The organism is Acinetobacter sp. Q85-2 (assembly GCF_013420555.1).
GTDB lineage: Bacteria > Pseudomonadota > Gammaproteobacteria > Pseudomonadales > Moraxellaceae > Acinetobacter > Acinetobacter indicus.
This window is the reverse complement of record NZ_VOXW01000001.1, coordinates 154,923-176,801: the sequence shown is the minus strand read 5'-3', so window position 1 is coordinate 176,801 and position 21,879 is coordinate 154,923. Positions and strand designations below refer to the sequence as shown.

Below are 21,879 nucleotides of genomic sequence, written 5' to 3'. Positions count from 1 at the left end.
TTATAACTGGGAAAATTGAATGGCCCGACCTGATCTTTCACCATGCTGTTACTGAAACTGTTACCGCTACTGCTACGCCTGCTTAAACTGGAGCAGTTTCGCTGCCGGGCTTTAACCCCGGGCGAAATTGCGTTATGCCAGCGCGTGTTCGGGCAGCTGATTGATTACAGCCGGGTCAGCATCATGAATCATCCTTATTTGCCCTGGCAACCGGCGCATATTCTGATGGCGCCGCAAGGTTATATTCATGTGCGTGATCCGCTGTACCGGGAAGATTATAGCCAGGCACCGCTTGCCTTTCAGGCGGTGCTGATTCATGAAATGACACATATTTACCAGCATCAGCAGCAGATTAATGTGCTGCTGAAAGGTGCGCTGCTGCAAACCGCTTTTTATCTGTCTGCCGGGCGGTATAATCCCTACCGTTACCAGCTGATTCCCGGTAAACCGTTTTTTGCCTACAACATTGAACAGCAAGGCGATATTGCCCGCGATATTTTTTTAAACAAGATTGACAATATTATTCTGCATCCACCGGCTTAAACTGCGCTGCAATAGCGTTTGCATATTGAAAAATGCCGGTTTTTTGTGCCATCAGGCCCGATTCACCGAACCCATGCTTTTGTTACTCAAGCTTACTAAATAAAGCATTATGCGCCTTCTCTCACGGCGCGAATTGCCGCTACTATGCAATTATCCTGAATATGCTCTAGCATCTGAATTAATTTAAGATAAAATAAACCCGTCTGATTTTTTGCATTGCAAAATAAGATTTTATCAAGTCGTATGCGTATTACTTTTTATACTTGAGCCAGTCGGCAGTACTTTTTAGTATCAGAATGCACCGCTGCCCGATCACCATAATTACAAGCGGCAGCCCGTGTATTCAAAACCCTATAGGAATAGGACGTAAATTAATGAAATCTTTTAAAATTGCCCTTGCACAGTTCTCTCCATACATTGGCAATCTCGAAGCAAATGCGCAAAAAATGCTTGAACAAGCAAATGAAGCGAAAAAACAACAGGCTGACCTGATCATTTTCCCAGAGCTTTCTCTGATTGGTTATCCAGCAGAAGATTTGCTGTTACGCCCAAGCCTCAAAAAACGCACGCAAAAAGCGTTTGAACAGCTCAGCCAGATTAAAGACATCGTTGTGGTATTTGGTTTTGTCAATGAAACTGAAGATGGCCAGCGTTATAACTCGGCTGCGGTAATGAAAGATGGCCAGATTCTGGGTATTTATAACAAGCAGAATTTACCGAACTACGGCGTGTTTGATGAAAAACGTTATTTTAACGAAGGTCATCAACATCTGGTCTTTGAATACTTGGGGCATAAATTTGGCGTACTGATTTGTGAAGATGTCTGGTCTTTAGCCACTGTACAGCAACTGGCCCAGCTGAATGTAGAAACCGTGCTGGTGCTGAATTCATCGCCATACGAAGTTGGTAAACCACAGCACCGTATTGATACCATGACTGCGCTGGCCAAACAGCTGAATCTGAACCTGGCCTATGTCAATCAGGTTGGTGGTCAGGATGATCTGATCTTTGATGGCACCAGCTTCCTGATCAGCAAAGACGGTGAACTTGCTTTACGTGCGCCAACCTATCAGGAACGCCTGTTTGTGGTGGAGTATGAAGCCGAACAGCAGCGCTATAAAACGGGCGAACAGGCGGCAGCCCTCGACACCATGGCTGAAATTTATCAGGGTCTGGTGCTGGCAACACGTGACTATGTACAACGTTCAGGTTTCCCAGGCGTGATTCTGGGTTTATCTGGCGGGATTGACTCTGCACTAACCTTGGCCATTGCGGTTGATGCCCTGGGTGCAGACAAAGTACAAGCGGTGATGATGCCGTATACCTATACCGCGCAAATTAGTGTAGAAGATGCTGCACAGCAAGCCAAAACCATGGGTGTGACCTTTGGCATTGCCGAAATTCACTCGATTGTGAACAGCTTTATGCAAACCCTGTATCCATTCTTTGGCAATAGCCCGGTTGATACCACCGAAGAAAACCTGCAGGCCCGTGCCCGCGGTACGTTGCTAATGGGCTTATCCAATAGATTTGGCAACCTGGTCCTGTCGACTGGTAACAAATCTGAACTGTCAGTCGGTTACTGCACCCTGTATGGCGATATGGTTGGTGGTTATGCAGTTCTCAAAGATGTCTACAAAACCATCGTGTTTGAACTGGCCAAATACCGGAACAGTATAAGCGAACAGCCGGTGATTCCGGAGCGTGTAATTAGCCGTCCGCCATCAGCTGAACTGAGCCCGGACCAGAAAGATCAGGACTCTTTGCCACCGTATGATGTGCTAGATGCGATCCTGTATGCCTATATTGAAGAAGACCTGAGCCAGGACGATATTATTGCCAAAGGCTTTGATCAGGCTGTGGTTGAAAAAGTGGTGCGTCTGGTTGACCGCAATGAATACAAACGCCGTCAGGGCGCAATTGGTCCACGCATTACATCACGTTCTTTTAGCCGTGAACGCCGTTATCCATTAGTCAATGGCTGGAAACCGGGCCTATAAGCCCCTGATCTGATCCATCCTAAAAACCTCAAGCCAGTCTTGGGGTTTTTTATTGTCTGCTGGAATGAGGCTACTTAGAATACGCATCTTCCCCTGCCATCTAAACCGATCCTATATTTTTGAGTTCTACGTCATTCAAAAAAACCAATATCAATGAATCGTCTAGGTTGACTAAAAACAGATAGACAACGGTCTATGTTTAACCCTATGTTCAAGATATGCATGAGCTAAAATTGGATGCAATGGATTTCATATGACACTAAGAAATACCCTGCAGACTTTAGAACAGATTTATCATTATTTAACTGAACGTCCGCATTTTCATCGCTATAGCCAGTATGAGCACCTGAACGCGTTTTTCGCCGAAATCCATGATACAGGCAGTATCGAGTTTGAAGCTGGGCAGTCTTATCTGTTTAAAGGTATATTTAATGGCAAGCCTAAAGTGATTGATGGTTCTAAAGCGCCGGCCCTTGCGCATAAACAGGAATTCTTAAGCTGGGTACAGCAACAGCTGAATTCCTAAGCCAGCATTTTATTCATCGCTGGTATCTAAATTGCGCGGAGAGTTTGCACAACATTTTTTTGGACTTTTTGAACAGACAAAAAAAGAGACCAAGCTGAGAGCTTGGTCTTTTAAAATGGTGGCTATGACGGGACTTGAACCTGTGACCCCCGCATTATGAGTGCGGTGCTCTAACCAACTGAGCTACATAGCCGTAAACTGTGTGCGCATTATCTAAAGTTCGGACTTTATCGTCAAGATATTTATCTACTCAAATGAACACTGTTTAAGCAAAACATGACGTTTTTATTAATTTTTAACCGGATTTGCAATTTTTTACTTGGGTCAAACCCTTTCGCTGACTATGATGAAACTTTCCAGGATCAATCATTTGAACACAATGCAGTTAAAAATATGGATCAGTAGTCTGCTAGTTGCGACATTATCGGGCTGTCAGCTGGTTGCCCCACTCATGGTGGACTATAACGGGGTACGCCGCGATGTCGCAGAATTTATTAATGGTCATCTCTGGTTCACCATTCCGCAAAAACGCATTCTGGTCGAGTATGCCAAAGGCCAGCAGAAGATTTTAACCGCAGATCGCCTAAGTCCTGAAGCACAACAGGCGCTTGCACAGGAACGCTATGAAGGCCGTTATTGTGCTGCACAAAAAATTACCGTGTCCAAACTGGATCAGGTCGATGAGAAAATTTTTGTCTATGCCGACCAGCAGCAACGCTGGCAACAGATTCAACAGCTACAGCAGACGCTGAAGCTGGATGTGCAGCAGCTCAACTGCGAGCACAGATTTTAAAGACAAAAAAAAGATCACATAAGGATGTGATCTTTAAAAATGGTGGCTATGACGAGACTTGAACTTGTGACCCCCGCATTATGAGTGCGGTGCTCTAACCAACTGAGCTACATAGCCGTAAACTGTGCGCGCATTATCTGCTGTAATGTTTATAACGTCAAGCCCTTCTACAGGCTAATTGTACAAAATTTGGTGAAGTGAACCGATAAGCCGGGTTCTGTCGAGAACGATCATTCCTCTAGGCGTACAATCACTCATACGCTCAAGCGACCTACCCGAATCCAGTACGGGCCGTACCTCAGGATTCCTATTTGGTCTTGCTTCTGGTGGGGTTTACCATGCCATGAACTGTTACCAGTCATGCGGTGCGCTCTTACCGCACCCTTTCACCCTTACCTTCGATTTCTTCCGAAAAAGAAACCTGAATGAAGGCGGTCTACTCTCTGCTGCACTTTCCGTCGGCTCACGCCGCCCAGGCGTTACCTGGCACCCTGCCCTATGAAGCCCGGACTTTCCTCCCCTGCTTTAGTCACGGAGACCTCCACAGCAGCGATCGTCTGGTTCACTTCGAGGGCGCATCTTAACAAATAAATGCACTAATTGCTCGTGCTTTTTTGATCAATCAGTTTTTGATACTTTTCCAGCAATTGTTCCTGGGTTTCGACATGATGGGGATCATGCGGAATACAGTCCACCGGACAGAATAACTGACACTGCGGTTTATCATGATGCCCGACACATTCGGTACACAGCGCCGGGTTGATTTCATAAATCAGCTCGCCCATGAAAATAGCCTCATTCGGGCACACAGGTTCACAGACATCGCAGTTAATGCATTCATCGGTAATATATAAAGACACGCTACCAACCTTGTTGATGTTTGCGTTCAAAGGCTTCGACCACGGTTTGCGGTACAAACTTGGTCACATCTCCTTTTAAACGCGCAATTTCACGCACCAGCGTAGATGAAATAAACGAATATTGCTCTGACGGCGTTAAAAATACCGCTTCAAAATTGGTATCCAGCTGACGGTTCATATTGGCCAGCTGAAACTCGTATTCAAAGTCAGACACTGCACGTAAACCACGCAGTACCGCCGTGGCCTGCTGTTCGCGGAAGAAATTCACCAGCAGGCCATCAAAGCCGACAAATTCCACATTGGGTAAATGGCTGAGTGAGGTTTTGGCCAGTTCTACCCGCTCATCTAGAGTAAACACCGGATTTTTATGATGACCAATGGCAATTGCGACCACCACTTCATCAAACATTCTGGCCGCCCGTGTTACTAAATCGATATGACCATTGGTGATTGGATCAAAGGTCCCCGGATAAATCACGCGAGTTTTAGACATCCATTTTTACTCTAGTTGGTTTTGTAGAGCCATATTTTAGCAAAAACTTGATTTATTGGTGAATAAACTCGGCCAATTTCACAAAAATCCTGCGATAGTGCTGTAATTCAGCGCTGATTTTGGAATTGTCAGCATGCCTGTGTTTGGGGCACAATAGGCCTAACGTTGGAAGTGACTCATTATGGCGAAAGCAACTGTAGTTAAAAAAAATACCAGTGGCACGATTGCACAGAACAAACGTGCACGCCACGATTATTTTATTGAAGAAAAATTTGAAGCCGGACTGTCCCTGCAAGGCTGGGAAGTCAAGTCTTTGCGTGCCGGTCGTATGAGCCTGACCGAAAGCTATATCACCTTTAAAAATGGTGAAGCCTTCTTATTTGGCGCCCAAATTCAACCTTTACTGTCGGCTTCGACCCATGTGGTGCCTGAAGCGACCCGTACCCGCAAGCTGTTACTGAACCGCAAAGAAATTGCCAAACTGCTCGGTGCGGTGAACCAGAAAGGTTATTCCTGTGTGCCGCTGGTCTGTTACTGGAAAGGTCCGCTGGCCAAACTGGAAATTGCCCTGGTGAAAGGGAAACAGCTGCATGATAAACGTGCCACTGAAAAAGACCGTGACTGGCAGCGTGATAAAGCCCGTTTAATGCATAAATAAGCACGTTTGAACACAAGTACTTGATGTAAAAATGCCTCCAACATGGGAGGCATTTTTTATTGCATCATTGGAAAGCAAACTTATTTCTGTTTTAAGCCCACCAGATAAGCGCCAAACTTCACCGCTGTTTCCAGGTCACCTTCTGGCGGGGTAACGTCAACGCTGGCATTGTCAGACTGGGTCATTAAGCCCAGAAAGCTCGACATCCGGTTAATATCATGCGGACTACGGCCTGTTGGCATAAACGGCAAGCCCGACCATAACATGCCATGCTGCATGGCAAATAAATTGATCTGCTGTAACACCGCCAGCTTGTCACCGCTTAAACCGCCGCCATTGGTAAAGCCAGCAGCAATTTTGCCCTGCCAGCTTCGCGCCAGCCAGCGTTTTGAAGATTGTTCCATAAACTGTTTCAGTGCCGAAGTCAGACTGCCCATATAGGTTGGACAGCCCATGACCAGAATATCGCTCTGATCCAGCACATCCCAATCGACCTCGCTCACTGCCATTAAATGTACTTCAGCTCCGGCTTTTTCGGCGCCCTGCACAATATGCTGTGCCACCTTAGCGGTATGGCCATAGGGACTATGATACACAACACAGACTTTTACTTGCGACACAGATGTTTGATCAGTAACAGACATGGAAACTTTAAAAACCCAATAATTCAGTCAAGTTTAGCATTGATCAGCGATAAAAACGAATGTTGCCATGCGTCCGGTTTTGGCCTGACGACGATAAGAATAATACTCCTCGGCCTGCCGATAGGTACACTGATCACCACCTAAAATGGTGGTTACCCCCTGCTCGGTCAGGATATAGCGGGCAATCGCATATAAATCGGCATAGAATTTTCCGGCCTGTTTCCCTGCCTGAAAGGCGCTGCTTAATGCGGGATATTTCTCACAAAATACCTGCTTTACTTCGGCCCCTACCTCAAAACACGGCTGGCTAATGGCCGCGCCTAACCAGGCCCAGGTCGGTGGGTGCTGCATGGCGGCAATGGTATTTTCAACAATACCCTGTGCCAGACCTTTCCAGCCGGCATGTAAATTGGCCACTTCAGTGCCATCCTGATTGCCCAGCACAATGGGCAGGCAGTCGGCGGTCATCATCATTAAGGCATGGCCTTTGCGCTGCGTGACCAGTCCATCGCCTTCCGGTGCATTAAAATGCAGCTCATCATTTATCACATGACACAAGGTGCTGTGGGTCTGGTTCATCCAGCTGATTGTATTAACACCGTATTCGGCCAGCTGTTCCAGTAACAGCATACGATGCTGCTGCACCCGTTCCGCTGCATCCTGTACATGCAAGGCTAGGTTAAAACCGGCCAGTTCCGGTACTTGCGCTGGCAAGGCCTGCTGATGCTGAATCCGCGTTTGCGCCACATAAACCTGTGCCGGTAATCCCTGAATAAATTGCATCTCAGCTCCTGTGTTCACTTAAAAGCGGCGTTGAGATCATACTTTCTCAACGCTGCAGAACGGTTTAATAGGCAGCGTTTTCGCTACGCAACACATCCACCAGCTGGCTGAAATCTTCCGGCCACGGCGCTTCAAACATCATGTCCTGTTTGGTACGTGGATGCACCAGCCCCAGTTTGGCCGCGTGCAGTGCCTGACGTTTAAAACCGCGCAAGGTTTCATTGAGCAGCTCGGAGGCTCCAGCCGGCACACGCACACGTGGCATATACACCGGATCGCCAATCAGACCATGACCGATATAGCTAAAATGAACCCGAATCTGATGGGTACGGCCGGTTTCCAGACGCGCCTGAACCCGGGTGAAATGCTGGAAACGCTCTTTCACGTTATAGTGGGTCACGGCGTCTTTGCCGCCCGGAAGCACTGTCATTTTGACACGGTCGACCGGATGGCGCTTGATCGGTTCATCAATGGTGCCGCCGGCAATGATATTGCCATATACCACCACGTCATAAATCCGGTACACCGACTTGTTGGCCAGCTGCTTGCTCAGGTCAAACTGTGCCTCAAGATTTTTCGCCACCACCAGCAAACCGCTGGTGTCTTTATCAATACGATGTACCAGCCCGGCACGTGACAATTCTGCCGATTTTGGATAATGGAACAGCAAGGCATTGACCAGTGTGCCGGTAATATTGCCCGCACCAGGATGCACCACCATGCCAACCGGTTTATTAATCACTAAAATATCATCATCTTCATAGGCAATATCTAAAGGGATGTTTTCAGGCTGACTGTTGGTCTGTGCTTCAAGTTCAACATTTAAACTTAACAGTTCATTGCCTTCGCACTTGTACTTTGGTTTGACAGTGTTACCATTCACCAACAAATGACCATCTTTTAGCCACTGCTTCAGTTTTTCACGTGAAAAATCACTCCAGATGAGGGCTGCAACCTGATCGATACGTTGCCCCAGATAGCTTTCATCCAGTTGAAATTGCAACGATAAACGTGTTGCAGTTGGGTCTGAAGTATGATTATCTGCATCCTCAGAATCATCAAGTAAATTGAAGTCAGTTTCAGGGATGTTGGAATTGGAAGATTGTGCTTGAGACATTTGATCATTCAGACAAAAGTGGTTTAATAGCGCAATTGTAGCTCATTGCCCGTAATAACAGAGGAATTTTTATGTCGCTACCACGTTATAAAATTACCATGCTAGCTCTTTCACTTGGCGTTGCATCTGCAATCGTGGGCTGTAGCAGTAATCCAAAAAAAGAAGTGGTCGATACAGGTCCGCAATCTAGCGAACAAGTTTATATTCAAAAAGCAGAACGAGCACTGGAACGCGGGCAATATACCGATGCTATCCAGCATCTTGAAGCATTAGAAACCTATTATCCTACCGGTGAATATGCCCAGCAGGCACAACTTGAGCTGCTGTATGCAAAATTCCAGCAAAAAGATTATGAAGGTGCAGTCGCACTGGCCGACCGTTTTATCCGGATGAACCCGCAGCATCCAAATGCTGACTATGCCTACTATGTGCGCGGCGTGGCCAATATGGAACAGAACTATGATGGTTTAATCCGTTATACCTCGTTAAAACAGGCGCATCGTGATGTCAGCTATTTAAAAGTGGCTTATCAGAACTTTGTCGATTTCATTCGCCGTTATCCATCAAGCACCTATGCTGTGGATGCTGCACAACGTATGCAGTTTATCGGGCAAGAGCTGGCAGAAGCGGAAATGAATGCGGCACGTTTTAATATTAAACGTAAGGCCTGGGTCGCCGCGGTGGAACGTTCACTCTGGGTAATCGAACATTATCCGCAAACCCCACAGATTCCGGAAGCAATTGCCACCGCAGCCTATGGTTATACCCAACTGGGTGACCGTGCCACTGCACAACAGTATATTGACCTGTTAAAACTGAACTATCCAAATCTGGTTAAAGCCGATGGCTCTGTAAACCTGCGTGCTGCACGGAATGAAGGTAGCTGGCTAAACCGTGCGACTTTGGGTATTTTTGGTCGTGAAGCACAGGCCACCACCGAACAGCAGCAAAAACTGGCCAACCAGCAGGAAGAACCACGTAGCTGGACCAACCGTTTAAGTTTTGGTTTGCTGGACCGTCCTGAAAAACAGGAAAACAGTGAAGCGGCCGAGTAAACATAATTAACATCCATGACTGTCTTAAATTTGATTTAAACATTCCATTGGATACGCGGATGTGGCAGGGATGCCACACGTTCCCCATCACAACAAGGATGTTGTGTATGGGGAACAAAGACTTTTGCCTACTTTGGGTCTTTCCAAAGTAGGAAATTCTCCATACAAAGCCCTTAACAGGCCGAATGAAAATAGAGGCCCAACACACTTAAAATAAAATTTTTTTCTTCCTTTTATTGTCCTAACATAAGTACAGCTTTGAAAAATAGCGAGTAAGGATAGAGCTTTTAACCTGTTTTTCAATTTTGCAAAATATAAAGCATACGTTACTATACTTGCCCTTTTATCTTGGCCACTTGCCTGAACACGCAAAACCGGATAGAAAGGAAACAATACACTGTAATCTCTATACCCTGTCGATCTGTTCGACCTACCGCTTAACCGACCCGATAAAAACAGTATGGCTATTCCTCAACACACGATTGATCAGATTCTGGATCGGACCGACATTGTCGATCTGATTGGTCAGCGCGTGAAACTGAAAAAAACCGGGCGGACCTATTCGGGCTGTTGTCCATTTCATCAGGAAAAAACCCCGTCTTTCCACGTTTATCGCGACAAACAGTATTATCACTGCTTTGGCTGTCAGGCCAACGGCAATGCAATTCGCTTTTTAATGGATATCGACAGCCGTAACTTTGTCGATGTCATGAAAGATCTGGCCAGTCAGACCGGTATCGAGCTGCCAAAAGACAATCAGGACAGCAAAAAACTGGTCTATAAACGCGAGGCCAAAAAACCGGCGCCACCGGCCAAAACTGCACCCGCGCCAGCAACACCCACACCGACCGAAACTGATCAAGTCCCTGCTGCACATTTTGATCCTTTTGAGCAGTTCCAGCCAGCAGATGATCCCTTTGCCGGTTTTGAACAATATCCGGATTTTGATCAGGAGCCGATCCAGGAAGGCAACCTGTTTGATCTGCTGGAAAATGTGGCGCAGTTTTATGAACAGCAGTTACCGCACAGCCAGTCGGCACAGCAATATTTTCGCCAGCGCGGTTTAAGCGCACAGACCATCCAGTTCTGGCGTTTGGGCTATGCACCGGAAGACTGGCAGCATCTGGAAAAAGCCTTTCCACAAGATATTGAAGGTTTAAAACTGCTGGGGCTAATTCGTACCAGCGATTCCGGCCGTGATTTTGACCTGCTACGTGACCGGGTGATTTTCCCGATCCGCGATCACAAAGGGCGTGTGGTCGGTTTTGGTGGCCGTGCGCTCAATGATGAAATCAAGCCGAAATATATCAACTCGCCCGATTCGGAAGTCTTCCACAAAAACCAGCTGCTGTATGGCCTATACGAAGGCCGCAAGCAGAAAGCCCAGGACTGGCTGATGGTGGAAGGCTATATGGATGTGATTGCGCTGCAGCAATATGGCATTTATGGCGCCGTGGCAACGCTGGGGACTGCCAGTAATACCGAACACCTGAATATTCTGTTTAAGCAGAACTCACGCATTACCATTGCCTTTGATGGTGATGCCGCAGGTCAGAAAGCAGCACGACGTACGCTGGAAATTGCCCTGCCCCTGCTGAATGATGGCCGTGAACTGAAGTTTTTTGTGCTGCCGGATGATCATGACCCAGACTCGCTGATCCGCCGTGAAGGTATTGAAAATTTCCGCCGCCTGCTCGATCAGGCGCCGCTACTGTCTGATTTTGTGTTTGCGCATTTAAGTCAAAACCATGATATCAGCAAGCCCGAAGGCAAAAGTCAGGTGATGGGCGAGTTAAAACAGCTGACTGAACTGTTACCGAAAACCGGCTCTTACCGTTATCTGCTGCAACAGTTTTTCCGGGAAAAACTCGGCTTTAACCGCAAATGGCAGCCACATACCAATAATGATGCCTCACTCAGCTTTAGCACCAAGGTTGATGCCGAAGAATATGTGGTGGCGATTCTGATCAACCATCCGTATTTATATATTCATTTTGAACCGTTACGCGCACTGATTCCGGCCGATCAGTTACTGGCCAAAATCCTGCAAATCTTTAACGGAATTTTTGATGAATTACCGGATGATCCAGAACTGGCCAAATACTATGTGCTAGGCGCCTGTGCGGCTTATCACTACGAATTACAGCGCATTTTACAGCAAGCCAATGTCGGCGATTACACCACTTCGCCAGAGAAAGCTGACAAGCTGGCCGAAGATTTTTCCATTAAACTGCAATACCACTTCTTGCAGCAAAAAATCCGCTCGAAGAAATTTAGCAGTATTGAAGAAATGCGTAATCTGAAACATCAGATTTATCAGATTGATAAAAAACGTTCTCTGACCTTACTGGAAGAATAAGCGGCATTAAAACAATGCTGAACCATCACAATGGCTTAGCGTTTAGATTTACGCCGTTTGGCACTGACCTGCTGCAGTTCGCTTTGCAGCATTTCAAAGTATTCCGGATCTTCGGCTTTGGCCGCCTGACGCAGCACAATCGAGGTGGGATGCAGCAATTTCTGGGTCAAACGGTAAGAAAATTCCTGTAACACCTGTGCCGCATTTTCACCTTTGGCAATTCGCGCCATCGCCAGTTGCAGTTCTTCCTGACGTAACGTTTCACCCTGCTCACGATAAGCCTGAATGGTACTGCCGGCACTTTTGACCTTTTGCTGGGTTACCAGTTCGGTCGCCAACTGATTCACCATCACCTCGGCTTCTACCGCGGCCTGACGACGCTGTGCCAGATTCTCATCAATCACGCTTTGCAGGTCATCGACACCGTATAAATACACACCATCTAGTGATTCGACTTTCGGGTCGATATCACGCGGAACAGCCAGATCGACCAGCAACATCTGCTGGTAACGACGCTTTTTCAGCGCGGCTTTGACTTCTTTATAGCCAATCACCTGATGCAGGCTGCCGGTACAGCTGGAGATCACATCGGCGCGATGCAAATGTTCTGCCAGCTGTTCAAATTCAATAATTTCAACTTCTACCCGATGGGCAATTTCCTGGGCCAGATTTTCAGCACGGGCGCGGGTACGGTTACAGATCATGACCTTGGCCACGCCCATTTCCGCCAGATGTTTGGCCACCAGGCTGTTCATTTCACCTGCCGCCACCACCAGCACGGTCAGCTTGTCCGGATGGCTAAACACCTGTAGCGCCAACTGTGCTACTGCATAGCCCATGGACACCGCATGACTGCCGACTGCTGTTTCAGAACGCACCCGTTTGGCCGCATAAAAGGCGTATTCAAAAATATGGTTTAAATCTTGCGAAACCGTGTGGGCATCTTTGGCCAAAGATAAGGCCGATTTGACCTGCCCCAGAATTTGCGGTTCACCGAGCATTAGGGAATCGAGGCCGCTGGCAACGCGCATTAAGTGGGTGACAGCCTGCGCATTTTCATAGCGATAAACGTGATTTTGTAGTTGTTTGACATCCAGACCATTTACCTGGGCGAGCCAGCCCAGCACCGTGTCTGCATGGTCAGACATGGCGTACACTTCAGTTCGGTTACATGTAGAAACCACCACCATGTCATTTAACAGGTGGCTCTGGCTTTGTTCGGCAAGTAATTGAGTTAACTTTTCAGGGTTAAAAGCAATTTGCTCACGCAATTCTACAGAGGCGGTTTGATGGTTGACACCCAATGCAAAGAAAGACATATCAGATCATCATTTCGCTAAATTTATGCTATTGTGCAATAACGGTGTCATAAAAAGCATTACTTGGATCAAGAAAAATTGCGTCAAACAACCAGCCGGCTTAGCGGCGCGACAATTAAGCAATATTCTACCACAATCTTACTCGTGGGTAGCATGGCTTCTAGTGCTCATATTAGAGCATCTGGAGATTTTTTCCATGCACCTACAAATCTGAATGCCATAAAACAAAGCATGGTGGCGGAATTTGCCCTCGCCTCAAATGACGTGGCCACCGCCTTACATAACTATACTGTACTGGCAATTAAAAGTAATTCAACCAGTATTAAACAGCGCGCACTGAATATTGCACTGGAACACAATGACTTAAATGCAGCTTTGGACATTGCCACCCACTGGGTGATTCAGGAACCGGAAGATGTTCCAGCCCTGTTTTATCTGGCGCATATTGCCCTGAAAGCGCATGAATATGACCTGGCCGCTGAAACCCTGGACAAGATTCTGGCCATTGATGCCACTGCCGATTTAGAACAGATTCTGGCCGGTATTGCCCCGGAGTCGCCAGAAGATCGTGAGTTTCTGATTCAGGCACTACGCACCAGCAAAGAAAAAGATAATCCCTCAATTCTGATTCTGATTGCCGGTTTAAAAGCCCAGAATGGCCAGTTAGAAGAAGCGCTGGAAACGGTCAACCGGGTGCTACGCAAACGTCCGAAAGTGACCGGTTATATCCTGCTCAAAGCCAGCCTGCTAAGTGCGCTGCAAGACTCAAAAGCTGCCCAGGAATGGTATGCCAAATCCAGCCGCAAACATAAAAACAATCTAGAAGTACGTCTGGCTGAAGCCAAATATCTGTTAAAAACCAATCAGCCGGAATTGGCCCTGACCAAACTGGAAGCGATGCTGGAAAAATGGCCAAAGGAAGATGAAGCCCTGTTTCTGGCTGGTCTGACCAGTATTGACTTGAAGCAGTATGAAAAGGCCGAGAAATATCTGGTCGAGTTGCGCTATTCCAACCAGTATCAAAATGAAGCCTATTACTATCTGGCGGTCAATGCCGAGCGTAAACAGCATTTTGAAACCGCCAAAGCCTATTACCGTCTGGTCGATGGCAGCCTGTATACCGTTTCGCGGCGCAGCATGATCAATATTTATAGCCAGCAAAGCCGCCAGCATGAAGCCTTACGCTTTTTAACCCAGGAACGGGTCAATTATCCGCAGCATGCCAGTTTTTTATATCAGGCTCAGGCGGAAATTCTAAAGCGCATGAACAACAAGACTGCCGCCTTAAGACTGCTGGATGAAGCCATCCGCAATTTACCCGATGATCCGGAACTGCTGTATTCAGAAGTGTTGCTGCTAGACCCTTATCAGGACAAAGACAAACTGGACCGCTTGCTGAAAAAGCTGTTACAGGTCGAGCCGAACAGTCCGACTTATTTAAATGCCTATGCCTATACCCTGGCGCTGCAAAACCGCCGGCTGGATGAAGCACGCCAGTATGTGGAACAGGCACTGGAATTCGCCCCGGAACAGGCCTCAATTCTGGATACTTTAGGCCTGATCAGCTATCTGCAAAATGATTTTGACACCTCTGCCCAGGTGCTGGAAAAGGCTTTTGCCTTAAGTGCAACAGTCAAAATTGGGGTCCGTTATGCCAAGGCGCTGTATATGCAGGGCAATTTGACAAAATTTCGTCAAGTTTTACAACAACTCCAACAAAAATATCCAAATGATCCGCAATTAGAACAGCTTCATTCGTTATTGTTACCGCAACACAGCCCTCAGAGTTAATACGCATGCAACTTATTTCCAAACTCAGTCTTAGTCTTGTCACGGTCAGCACCCTGGTGCTGGGTGGTTGTCAGCAGTTCACCCAACCGCAAACACCCGCAAGCCCAATGGTTGAGGCAGAAAATCAGTTTCATCTGCAAGGAAAAATCGGGGTACGCACACCACAGCAATCAGGCAGCGCCTTTTTTAACTGGCTGCAACAGCAGGAACAGTTTGATATTGAGCTAAGCGGCATTTTAGGCGTCGGTAAAACACAGATTTCCGGCCAGCCGGGACAAGTCACACTGAATAGCGCCAAAACCGGCACCATTCAGGCAGCAACAGCCGAAGAACTGCTGCAGCGGGCCACCGGCTGGCAAGCGCCAATCAGTCATATCATTGACTGGGTGCAGGCACGTCCGGCCACCACACAGGCCAAAGTCGCTTACGATAGCCAGCGTCGTCCAACCCAGTTTCTAGAAGATGGCTGGACCGTTGATTTAAGCTATAACGAACAGGCGCGTTTGCCAAACCGTTTAATTTTAAAGCAAACATTTGAATCCGGTCAGGAGAACCGTATTACAATGGTGATCCAAAACCGTTAATTTTGTGCTGTCATGATTCGTGTTCCCTCACCTGCCAAACTGAACCTGTTTTTGCATATTACTGGCCGCCGTGAAAATGGCTATCATGAACTGCAAAGCATTTTCCAGCTGATCGATCTCTACGACTGGCTTGAATTTGAGCCATTGGATACAGCCGAGATTCAGATCGACGGTTTAAATTCAGTCGATCTGGAACAGAACCTGATTTATCGGGCGGCGCAGATCTTAAAACCTTTTGCCCAAGCGCCGACCGGTTTAAAAATCCGGCTGGACAAACAGATTCCTATGGGTGCCGGACTTGGTGGTGGCTCATCCAATGCCGCCACCACCCTCATTGTGCTGAACCAACTGTGGCAATGTGAACTCAATTCTGAGCAGCTGGCCGATTTAGGGGTGCAACTGGGCGCCGATGTGCCGATTTTTGTCCATGGCCGCAATGCCTGGGCAGAAGGTATTGGTGAACACTTAACATTCATAGACTTAGAACAAAAACAGTACATAGTGCTAAAACCTGACTGTTTTATCAGCACTCAACTGCTTTTTTCACAAAAAACGTTGACAAGAGATACGAAGCCATCTAAATTTTGCGCCTATCAGTTGAAGCCATCTGATTTCGGAAACAACTTTGAGCCACTGGCCAGAGCCTTATATCCTGAAGTCGATGAAGCCATGCAATATCTGGATCAGTTCGGAGTTGCCAAGCTTACAGGTACAGGTGCCTGTGTTTTTATTGAAGTGACTTCAGAAATGAAGATTGATGAGATTCTGGCTCAGGCACCATGTAAAGCTTACCTGGTCCACAGTTTAGCCGAATCACCATTAATTCATTTCAAAGTTGAATAGGGGTATCGCCAAGTGGTAAGGCAGCGGGTTTTGATCCCGCCATCCGTTGGTTCGAATCCAGCTACCCCTGCCATTTTTCACCTGTAGATGTACTGTATTAGGGGTATCGCCAAGTGGTAAGGCAGCGGGTTTTGATCCCGCCATCCGTTGGTTCGAATCCAGCTACCCCTGCCATCTTACAGTCATCAAATTTAGGGGTATCGCCAAGTGGTAAGGCAGCGGGTTTTGATCCCGCCATTCGTTGGTTCGAATCCAGCTACCCCTGCCATTTTCTCGAAAAAGACAGAGCATTGGTTTGCTGTTCTGCTGTTAATTTACCTTGACATCGACCAGCAAAAATATTAAAGTTCTGCCGCATTAGGGGTATCGCCAAGTGGTAAGGCAGCGGGTTTTGATCCCGCCATTCGTTGGTTCGAATCCAGCTACCCCTGCCATCTATTTCCATACATTCCAACCGCCAAGGGTGCTTCATGCCCAATCTTGTCGTTTTTAGTGGAACTGCGCATCCACAATTCGCCCAAAAAGTCGTAAGCCATCTTCACATTCCTTTAGGTGCTGCCTCAGTCGGTCAGTTTTCTGACGGTGAAATTGCTGTAGAAATTACCGAGAATGTACGTGGTAAAGACGTTTTCATCGTTCAGCCTACTTGTGCCCCAACCAATGATAACCTGATGGAAATCCTGGTGATGGCAGATGCATTGCGTCGTGCAAGTGCTGGCCGTATCACTGCCGTGATTCCTTATTTCGGTTATGCCCGTCAAGATCGTCGTCCTCGTTCAAGCCGTGTGCCAATTACTGCAAAAGTGGTTGCAGATATGTTGACCACTGTCGGTATTGACCGCGTGGTGATGATTGACCTGCACGCTGACCAGATTCAAGGTTTCTTCGATATTCCTGTAGACAACATTTACGGTACGCCAGCGCTGCTTGCTGACTTACGCCAGCAGTCACACGACAACCTGATGGTGGTTTCACCTGACGTGGGTGGTGTCGTACGTGCCCGTGCTGTTGCCAAGCAAATGGGGGATATCGACCTTGCGATCATTGATAAACGTCGTCAAAAAGCCAATGAATCACAAGTGATGCATTTGATTGGTGATGTGAAAGATCGTGACTGCGTCATCGTGGATGACATGGTCGATACCGCAGGTACCCTGTGTAAAGCAGCAGATGCACTCAAAACTTTTGGTGCGCGTAAAGTGGTTGCTTATGCTACTCACCCGGTGCTGTCTGGTAAAGCGATTGAGAACTTAAAGAATTCTGTGATTGATGAACTGGTTGTTACTGACACCATTCCATTATCAGAAGAAGCTCAAAACCTTGGCAAGATTCGTCAGGTTTCAGTCGCAAGCATGGTTGCTGAAACAATTCGTCGTATTAACAACGAAGAATCTATTAGCGCAATGTTCGATTCTTATCTATAATAGTGCGCTAAATTTTCAAAAGCCCTGCTTTATGCAGGGCTTTCTATCACCAGATCGGTCGCAGGTCTGGTTTATTTAACCTGAAATAGGATGTCTATCATGGCAAACTTCGTATTAAACGCTCAAGCGCGTGAAGCAGCTAACCAAGGGAAAGGTGCGAGCCGCCGCCTTCGTCACGCTGCTCAAGTTCCAGCTATCATTTATGGTGGCGACGCTGAGCCAGTAGCAGTAACTTTAGAACTTCGTGAGCTTGTAAAAGCTTTAGAAAGCAATGCTTTCTTTGAAGAAGTTGTAGAAATCAAAGTAGGCGACAAAGTTGAAAACGTGAAAATCCAAGCGTTACAACGTCACCCTGCTAAAAACACACCAATGCACGCTGACTTCAAACGCGCATAAGTGTTAATGGTGTAAATTAGTGTCAAATATTTCACTGATTGTTGGTTTGGGCAACCCAGGTACTGAGTATGCCCAAACCCGCCATAATGCAGGCTTCTGGTTTGTTGAACGCCTTGCAGATCAATATGGCATCTCTTTAAAAGCTGATCCGAAATTCAAAGGCATCAGCGGTCGCGGTAATATTGAAGGTCAGGACGTTCGTCTGCTATTACCAACAACCTTTATGAACCGTTCCGGTCAAAGTGTTGTGCCCTTCGCCAAATTCTATCAAATCGCACCTGAAGCCATGCTGATTGCCCATGATGAACTGGATATGAATCCGGGGATTATTCGCCTGAAAACTGGCGGCGGTCATGGTGGTCATAATGGTTTACGTGACATCGTTCCACACACCGGTCCAAATTTCCACCGTTTACGCATTGGTATTGGTCATCCGGGGTCTAAAGAACGTGTTTCCGGTCATGTGCTCAGCAAAGCCCCAAGCCAGGAACAAGGCTTGATGGACGATGCCCTCAGTCACGCGCTGTCTCGCATGAAATTACTGGTCAATGGCGAGATTCAGCAAGCCATGAACCAGATCAATGCCTATAAACCCAACGAATAACCTAATAATTGTTGAACAATCCTGCTTGCCATCTGGCAAAATTGGGCGCAAAATGCGCTCGTCGGCTGATTCGGTCGCAGTGATTGATTCAACCATAAGATAAAGATCTTAGGTCCACTAAGGAGACGCTAGCCATGCTATCTCGTTTATTAAAATGCAAAATTCACCGTGCTTTCGTGACACATGCGGAACTTCATTATGAAGGTTCATGTGCAATTGATGGCAAACTTATGGATTTAGCTGGCATTCGCGAATACGAAGAAATTCACGTCTGGAACGTAACCAATGGCAAACGCTTTACCACTTATGCGATTCGTGGTGAAGACAATTCAGGCATCATTTCAGTCAATGGTGGCGCAGCACATCAGGCAGATGTCGGCGATATCATCATTATTGCGACTTTCGGTGATTTCACTGAAGTAGAAGCCAATGCGCATAAACCACGCCTGGTATATGCCAACCCGGACAACACCGTGAGTCACACCGCCAACTGTATTCCGGTACAAGTCGCTTAAGACCTAAGATCATCCTACGAAAAAGCCCGCACATTGCGGGCTTTTTTATGGCAGAAATATAAGTCATGGGTTACTTAAAACAGATACTGCCCTGCTGTGCTGATTAGTCCATACAGCGCAATCAGAATTAAAAGAGCACCACACAGCGCCAGTACCGGCCGATAACCGCGTGACAGCGTTAAACGGTAAAAACCCAAATACAACAAAGACAAAGTCAGAAAATCCAGTACAATCCAGCTGGCGGTCAGCAAGATTAGACTATCATTAAAATGATCGGTGACCTGAATAAATTGCGGGAAAAAGGCACTAAAAAACAGAATATCTTTCGGATTGGAAATCCCGACCAGAAAACCCTGCCGAAATCCGCCTACAGCGCTGGCCGTCTCCTGTTTCGGTCCGGCCGCTGCCCGGCTTTCCTTGAGAATGTCCACCCCCAAATAGGCAATATAGACACAGCCTAGCAGCTTAATTAAATCCAGCCAGAAGGCCTGAATATTGAAGATGCCTTTTAAAATCAGCACCGAGCAGGCAATTAACAGCAAAGAAGCTAAATTAGTCCCGACAATGGTCTGAAACGCCCGCCGGTAACCACCTTTGAGTCCGGCACCAATCACCAGCATCATCACCGGGCCTGGGGTGGCAATCATGATCACCACCGCCAGACAGTACAACAGATATTCAGCCATATTGATCATCTGTGGTACTCCTGCGCTACTCTTGCTTAAACCTTAGGATGAAAAACTAGTCATCCTCTTCCAGACTGACTTTTAATAAATGCTGGCTAATGCCATCGGCACGTAAAAATGCCAGGTCATAACTCGCAGTCGCCAGTGCCAGTACCCGACGCTCAAATTCCTGCCACAGTGGTTTAACCTGCGCGGCCTGAATACCAAGACCACTGTCATCGGCCAGATGCTTGTTTTTTTCACATAATTTGAGCGCATGATATAACTTGCGGCCTGCGCTGGCATCGGGACGTAAACGCACCCGCTTTGACAGGACAAAATGCTCTACCTGCGGCAAGCGGGCAAATGGCAACATTGGTACCAGAATCTGGTCCAGCTGGGCATCCAGACGCTGCCAGACAGCCGTTTGCTGTTCGGGGGTATAGCCATTCCAGCGTATCACTTCATGATTAAAACGACGACAACCACGACACACTGAATCACCAAATACCGTAGAGCAGCGGCCTGCACACGGGGTCAATGAGGCGATTCGACGATCCGTACTCAAAATATACTCCAGAAAAGCGCAGTAATGCCGGCCTGAATGCGGCCGTATTACTTTTGGTAAAATCATAGGCGAGGATAGGCATCATAGCCGACTCTATCGCAGATTTAAAACCATATTTCTGTTCTGGATTTCTCGCTATCTGGGCACTTTCACGCTAAAATATGCCCCTCAAATTTTTTATATCACATTGGAGTACTCCATGAACGCTACTGTAGAACAGCTTGCACCTGTAGAACAGCAAGCGACCTCTGGTTGGGTTGTTGCCGCACTTTATCAATTCAAAGAAGTTCAAGATCCTGCAGATCTACAACAACGTCTTTTAGACTTGGTAAACAGCATCAACCTGTGTGGTACTCTCATTGTGGCGGGTGAAGGGATTAATGGTACGGTGGCGGGCGACCGCGAAGCCATTGATCAGGTACATCAGTTTCTTTTAAACGAAGGCTTTAGCGCGATGGAATATAAAGAGTCGCACAGCGCCGACAAGCCTTTCCGTAAAATGAAAATCAAGCTGAAAAAAGAAATTGTGACTTTGGGTGTAGAGGTCAAACCACGTGATCTGGTCGGCCATTATCTGGACCCGAAAGAATGGAACGAACTGATTGCACGTGATGACGTAATTTTAATTGATACCCGCAATGACTATGAATACAAGGCCGGGACTTTTAAAGGCGCGATTGATCCACAAACTGAAACCTTCCGTGAATTTCCAGACTATGTGAAAAAAGAACTGGAACAGCACAAAGACAAGAAAATTGCCATGTTCTGTACCGGTGGGATTCGCTGTGAAAAATCCACTTCGTTATTGCTACAAGAAGGCTTCCAGGAAGTTTATCATCTGAAAGGCGGTATTTTGAAATACCTCGAAGAAACCCCGGCAGAAGAAAGCCTGTGGGAAGGTGAATGTTTCGTATTTGATGGTCGTACTGCGGTTACGCATGGTGTGGAAGAAGGTCAAAATACCAAGTGTCATGCCTGTGGTTGGCCTTTACTGCCAGAAGAAGTGGCAGAACCAAGCTATGAACACGGCGTATCTTGTAAATACTGTATTGATAAAACCACAGAAAAACAGAAAGCCGGCTTCCGTATGCGTCAATCTCAGATTGCAGCGGCAAAACGCAAACGTCTGTAATAATGTAAACCAGTACAAATAATTTTACAAAAAGCCCTATTTATAGGGCTTTTTTTACGTCTGTTCACATACCAGAATCAATTCAATACCAAAGCACCCTCTGGTACTAACAGAAGCCAGTCATGCTTAGGCTAAACTCCAAATCACAACAAAAACAATGCAGTTTTATTTTGACGTACAGATTCTCACCCATGGACAAGGATTGAC

At 46.9% G+C, this 21,879-nt stretch carries 23 protein-coding genes, 6 tRNA genes and 1 other RNA gene; 19 read left to right on the top strand and 11 right to left on the bottom strand.

What is annotated here, in order from left to right; translation table 11 throughout:
* Window positions 1-42: 42 nt before the first annotated feature.
* From FTT68_RS00915 to FTT68_RS00905, 3 genes are all read left to right on the top strand, one after another.
* Window positions 43-543: a hypothetical protein gene (locus tag FTT68_RS00915; RefSeq protein WP_016659914.1), complete on the top strand. Its 501-nt coding sequence runs from the start codon at window positions 43-45 to the stop codon at window positions 541-543.
* Between the two features lie 374 nt (window positions 544-917).
* Window positions 918-2,543 carry an NAD+ synthase gene (locus FTT68_RS00910; RefSeq protein ID WP_180056911.1) on the top strand — a complete coding sequence of 542 codons (1,626 nt, stop codon included), beginning with the start codon at window positions 918-920 and terminating at the stop codon, window positions 2,541-2,543.
* A gap of 253 nt (window positions 2,544-2,796) precedes the next feature.
* On the top strand, window positions 2,797-3,069 hold the full coding sequence (locus FTT68_RS00905) for a hypothetical protein (RefSeq protein ID WP_180056912.1): 273 nt from the start codon (window positions 2,797-2,799) through the stop codon (window positions 3,067-3,069).
* A 116-nt stretch (window positions 3,070-3,185) separates the two neighbouring features.
* On the opposite strand, the gene FTT68_RS00900 is transcribed toward FTT68_RS00905, so the two are convergent.
* Window positions 3,186-3,262 (bottom strand) — tRNA-Met (locus tag FTT68_RS00900).
* Between the two features lie 186 nt (window positions 3,263-3,448).
* Here FTT68_RS00900 and FTT68_RS00895 point away from each other — a divergent pair.
* Window positions 3,449-3,862, top strand: a complete 414-nt coding sequence (locus FTT68_RS00895; RefSeq protein ID WP_225876425.1) for a hypothetical protein — start codon at window positions 3,449-3,451, stop codon at window positions 3,860-3,862.
* Between the two features lie 40 nt (window positions 3,863-3,902).
* On the opposite strand, the gene FTT68_RS00890 is transcribed toward FTT68_RS00895, so the two are convergent.
* The 4 genes from FTT68_RS00890 to coaD form a co-directional block, all read right to left on the bottom strand.
* Window positions 3,903-3,979 (bottom strand) — tRNA-Met (locus tag FTT68_RS00890).
* A gap of 73 nt (window positions 3,980-4,052) precedes the next feature.
* An RNA gene (rnpB, locus tag FTT68_RS00885) (RNase P RNA component class A) lies at window positions 4,053-4,431 on the bottom strand.
* Window positions 4,432-4,458: 27 nt separating this feature from the next.
* Window positions 4,459-4,722 carry a YfhL family 4Fe-4S dicluster ferredoxin gene (locus FTT68_RS00880; RefSeq protein WP_034597403.1) on the bottom strand — a complete coding sequence of 88 codons (264 nt, stop codon included), beginning with the start codon at window positions 4,720-4,722 and terminating at the stop codon, window positions 4,459-4,461.
* 1 nt (window position 4,723) lies between these two features.
* The gene (gene coaD, locus FTT68_RS00875; protein ID WP_005176208.1) at window positions 4,724-5,215 is read right to left on the bottom strand and encodes a pantetheine-phosphate adenylyltransferase; all 492 of its coding nucleotides are present in this window, start codon (window positions 5,213-5,215) and stop codon (window positions 4,724-4,726) included.
* Window positions 5,216-5,396: 181 nt separating this feature from the next.
* Between coaD and smpB the strand changes: the two genes are divergently transcribed.
* Complete coding sequence (gene smpB / locus FTT68_RS00870) at window positions 5,397-5,873, top strand: SsrA-binding protein SmpB (RefSeq protein ID WP_005176206.1); 477 nt, start codon at window positions 5,397-5,399, stop codon at window positions 5,871-5,873.
* Between the two features lie 80 nt (window positions 5,874-5,953).
* Here smpB and FTT68_RS00865 read toward each other — a convergent pair whose 3' ends face one another.
* From FTT68_RS00865 to rluD, 3 genes are all read right to left on the bottom strand, one after another.
* Entirely contained in the window at window positions 5,954-6,517 is a 564-nt protein-coding gene (locus tag FTT68_RS00865) for a flavodoxin family protein (protein WP_104500249.1), read from the bottom strand.
* A gap of 33 nt (window positions 6,518-6,550) precedes the next feature.
* A complete protein-coding gene (pgeF, locus tag FTT68_RS00860) occupies window positions 6,551-7,300 on the bottom strand; it encodes a peptidoglycan editing factor PgeF (protein WP_005176194.1) in 750 nt (249 codons plus the stop codon).
* 64 nt (window positions 7,301-7,364) lie between these two features.
* Window positions 7,365-8,417 carry a 23S rRNA pseudouridine(1911/1915/1917) synthase RluD gene (gene rluD / locus FTT68_RS00855; protein ID WP_180061306.1) on the bottom strand — a complete coding sequence of 351 codons (1,053 nt, stop codon included), beginning with the start codon at window positions 8,415-8,417 and terminating at the stop codon, window positions 7,365-7,367.
* Between the two features lie 71 nt (window positions 8,418-8,488).
* On the opposite strand from rluD, the gene FTT68_RS00850 reads away from it, so the two are divergent.
* Both FTT68_RS00850 and FTT68_RS00845 read left to right on the top strand, forming a co-directional pair.
* Entirely contained in the window at window positions 8,489-9,472 is a 984-nt protein-coding gene (locus FTT68_RS00850) for an outer membrane protein assembly factor BamD (RefSeq protein WP_005176190.1), read from the top strand.
* 460 nt (window positions 9,473-9,932) lie between these two features.
* The gene (locus tag FTT68_RS00845) at window positions 9,933-11,831 is read left to right on the top strand and encodes a DNA primase (RefSeq protein WP_104488032.1); all 1,899 of its coding nucleotides are present in this window, start codon (window positions 9,933-9,935) and stop codon (window positions 11,829-11,831) included.
* Window positions 11,832-11,866: 35 nt separating this feature from the next.
* Here the strand turns inward: FTT68_RS00845 and hemA are convergent, their stop codons facing one another.
* The gene (gene hemA, locus FTT68_RS00840; protein ID WP_016659909.1) at window positions 11,867-13,150 is read right to left on the bottom strand and encodes a glutamyl-tRNA reductase; all 1,284 of its coding nucleotides are present in this window, start codon (window positions 13,148-13,150) and stop codon (window positions 11,867-11,869) included.
* A gap of 78 nt (window positions 13,151-13,228) precedes the next feature.
* Here hemA and FTT68_RS00835 point away from each other — a divergent pair, with 78 nt between their 5' ends.
* The 11 genes from FTT68_RS00835 to panD all read left to right on the top strand — a co-directional run bounded on the left by FTT68_RS00835 (window position 13,229) and on the right by panD (window position 19,307).
* A complete protein-coding gene (locus FTT68_RS00835) occupies window positions 13,229-14,941 on the top strand; it encodes a tetratricopeptide repeat protein (protein WP_180056916.1) in 1,713 nt (570 codons plus the stop codon).
* 5 nt (window positions 14,942-14,946) lie between these two features.
* Window positions 14,947-15,525 carry a lipoprotein insertase outer membrane protein LolB gene (gene lolB / locus FTT68_RS00830; RefSeq protein ID WP_016659907.1) on the top strand — a complete coding sequence of 193 codons (579 nt, stop codon included), beginning with the start codon at window positions 14,947-14,949 and terminating at the stop codon, window positions 15,523-15,525.
* 12 nt (window positions 15,526-15,537) lie between these two features.
* A complete protein-coding gene (ispE, locus tag FTT68_RS00825) occupies window positions 15,538-16,368 on the top strand; it encodes a 4-(cytidine 5'-diphospho)-2-C-methyl-D-erythritol kinase (RefSeq protein ID WP_180056917.1) in 831 nt (276 codons plus the stop codon).
* Window positions 16,367-16,441, top strand: a tRNA-Gln gene (locus tag FTT68_RS00820). The genes ispE and FTT68_RS00820 overlap by 2 nt, the downstream gene beginning before the upstream one ends.
* Window positions 16,442-16,467: 26 nt before the next feature.
* Window positions 16,468-16,542, top strand: a tRNA-Gln gene (locus tag FTT68_RS00815).
* 19 nt (window positions 16,543-16,561) lie between these two features.
* A tRNA-Gln gene (locus FTT68_RS00810) sits at window positions 16,562-16,636 on the top strand.
* A 91-nt stretch (window positions 16,637-16,727) separates the two neighbouring features.
* Window positions 16,728-16,802: transfer RNA gene (locus tag FTT68_RS00805), tRNA-Gln, on the top strand.
* A gap of 36 nt (window positions 16,803-16,838) precedes the next feature.
* Entirely contained in the window at window positions 16,839-17,792 is a 954-nt protein-coding gene (locus tag FTT68_RS00800) for a ribose-phosphate pyrophosphokinase (RefSeq protein WP_005176171.1), read from the top strand.
* Between the two features lie 99 nt (window positions 17,793-17,891).
* A complete protein-coding gene (rplY, locus tag FTT68_RS00795) occupies window positions 17,892-18,188 on the top strand; it encodes a 50S ribosomal protein L25 (RefSeq protein WP_005176167.1) in 297 nt (98 codons plus the stop codon).
* Window positions 18,189-18,207: 19 nt separating this feature from the next.
* Window positions 18,208-18,792 carry an aminoacyl-tRNA hydrolase gene (gene pth / locus FTT68_RS00790; RefSeq protein ID WP_087662153.1) on the top strand — a complete coding sequence of 195 codons (585 nt, stop codon included), beginning with the start codon at window positions 18,208-18,210 and terminating at the stop codon, window positions 18,790-18,792.
* A gap of 134 nt (window positions 18,793-18,926) precedes the next feature.
* Entirely contained in the window at window positions 18,927-19,307 is a 381-nt protein-coding gene (panD, locus tag FTT68_RS00785) for an aspartate 1-decarboxylase (RefSeq protein WP_005176160.1), read from the top strand.
* A gap of 74 nt (window positions 19,308-19,381) precedes the next feature.
* Here the strand turns inward: panD and FTT68_RS00780 are convergent, their stop codons facing one another.
* The gene (locus FTT68_RS00780) at window positions 19,382-19,999 is read right to left on the bottom strand and encodes a LysE family translocator (RefSeq protein WP_180056934.1); all 618 of its coding nucleotides are present in this window, start codon (window positions 19,997-19,999) and stop codon (window positions 19,382-19,384) included.
* Window positions 20,000-20,048: 49 nt separating this feature from the next.
* On the bottom strand, window positions 20,049-20,540 hold the full coding sequence (locus tag FTT68_RS00775) for a DUF1289 domain-containing protein (RefSeq protein WP_075174416.1): 492 nt from the start codon (window positions 20,538-20,540) through the stop codon (window positions 20,049-20,051).
* Window positions 20,541-20,739: 199 nt separating this feature from the next.
* On the opposite strand from FTT68_RS00775, the gene FTT68_RS00770 reads away from it, so the two are divergent.
* Window positions 20,740-21,672, top strand: coding sequence for a rhodanese-related sulfurtransferase (locus FTT68_RS00770; protein WP_005176153.1), 933 nt, complete (start codon window positions 20,740-20,742; stop codon window positions 21,670-21,672).
* Window positions 21,673-21,879: the final 207 nt, after the last annotated feature.

Excerpts from the sequence above, each read along its gene's own strand:
- FTT68_RS00915 (WP_016659914.1), top strand. The coding sequence starts at position 43 with ATGCTGTTACTGAAACTGTTACCGCTACTGCTACGCCTGCTTAAACTG.
- FTT68_RS00910 (WP_180056911.1), top strand. The coding sequence starts at position 918 with ATGAAATCTTTTAAAATTGCCCTTGCACAGTTCTCTCCATACATTGGC.
- FTT68_RS00905 (WP_180056912.1), top strand. The coding sequence starts at position 2,797 with ATGACACTAAGAAATACCCTGCAGACTTTAGAACAGATTTATCATTAT.
- FTT68_RS00895 (WP_225876425.1), top strand. The coding sequence starts at position 3,449 with ATGCAGTTAAAAATATGGATCAGTAGTCTGCTAGTTGCGACATTATCG.
- coaD (WP_005176208.1), bottom strand. The coding sequence starts at position 5,215 with ATGTCTAAAACTCGCGTGATTTATCCGGGGACCTTTGATCCAATCACC.
- smpB (WP_005176206.1), top strand. The coding sequence starts at position 5,397 with ATGGCGAAAGCAACTGTAGTTAAAAAAAATACCAGTGGCACGATTGCA.
- FTT68_RS00865 (WP_104500249.1), bottom strand. The coding sequence starts at position 6,517 with ATGTCTGTTACTGATCAAACATCTGTGTCGCAAGTAAAAGTCTGTGTT.
- pgeF (WP_005176194.1), bottom strand. The coding sequence starts at position 7,300 with ATGCAATTTATTCAGGGATTACCGGCACAGGTTTATGTGGCGCAAACG.
- rluD (WP_180061306.1), bottom strand. The coding sequence starts at position 8,417 with ATGTCTCAAGCACAATCTTCCAATTCCAACATCCCTGAAACTGACTTC.
- FTT68_RS00850 (WP_005176190.1), top strand. The coding sequence starts at position 8,489 with ATGTCGCTACCACGTTATAAAATTACCATGCTAGCTCTTTCACTTGGC.
- FTT68_RS00845 (WP_104488032.1), top strand. The coding sequence starts at position 9,933 with ATGGCTATTCCTCAACACACGATTGATCAGATTCTGGATCGGACCGAC.
- hemA (WP_016659909.1), bottom strand. The coding sequence starts at position 13,150 with ATGTCTTTCTTTGCATTGGGTGTCAACCATCAAACCGCCTCTGTAGAA.
- lolB (WP_016659907.1), top strand. The coding sequence starts at position 14,947 with ATGCAACTTATTTCCAAACTCAGTCTTAGTCTTGTCACGGTCAGCACC.
- ispE (WP_180056917.1), top strand. The coding sequence starts at position 15,538 with ATGATTCGTGTTCCCTCACCTGCCAAACTGAACCTGTTTTTGCATATT.
- FTT68_RS00800 (WP_005176171.1), top strand. The coding sequence starts at position 16,839 with ATGCCCAATCTTGTCGTTTTTAGTGGAACTGCGCATCCACAATTCGCC.
- rplY (WP_005176167.1), top strand. The coding sequence starts at position 17,892 with ATGGCAAACTTCGTATTAAACGCTCAAGCGCGTGAAGCAGCTAACCAA.
- panD (WP_005176160.1), top strand. The coding sequence starts at position 18,927 with ATGCTATCTCGTTTATTAAAATGCAAAATTCACCGTGCTTTCGTGACA.
- FTT68_RS00770 (WP_005176153.1), top strand. The coding sequence starts at position 20,740 with ATGAACGCTACTGTAGAACAGCTTGCACCTGTAGAACAGCAAGCGACC.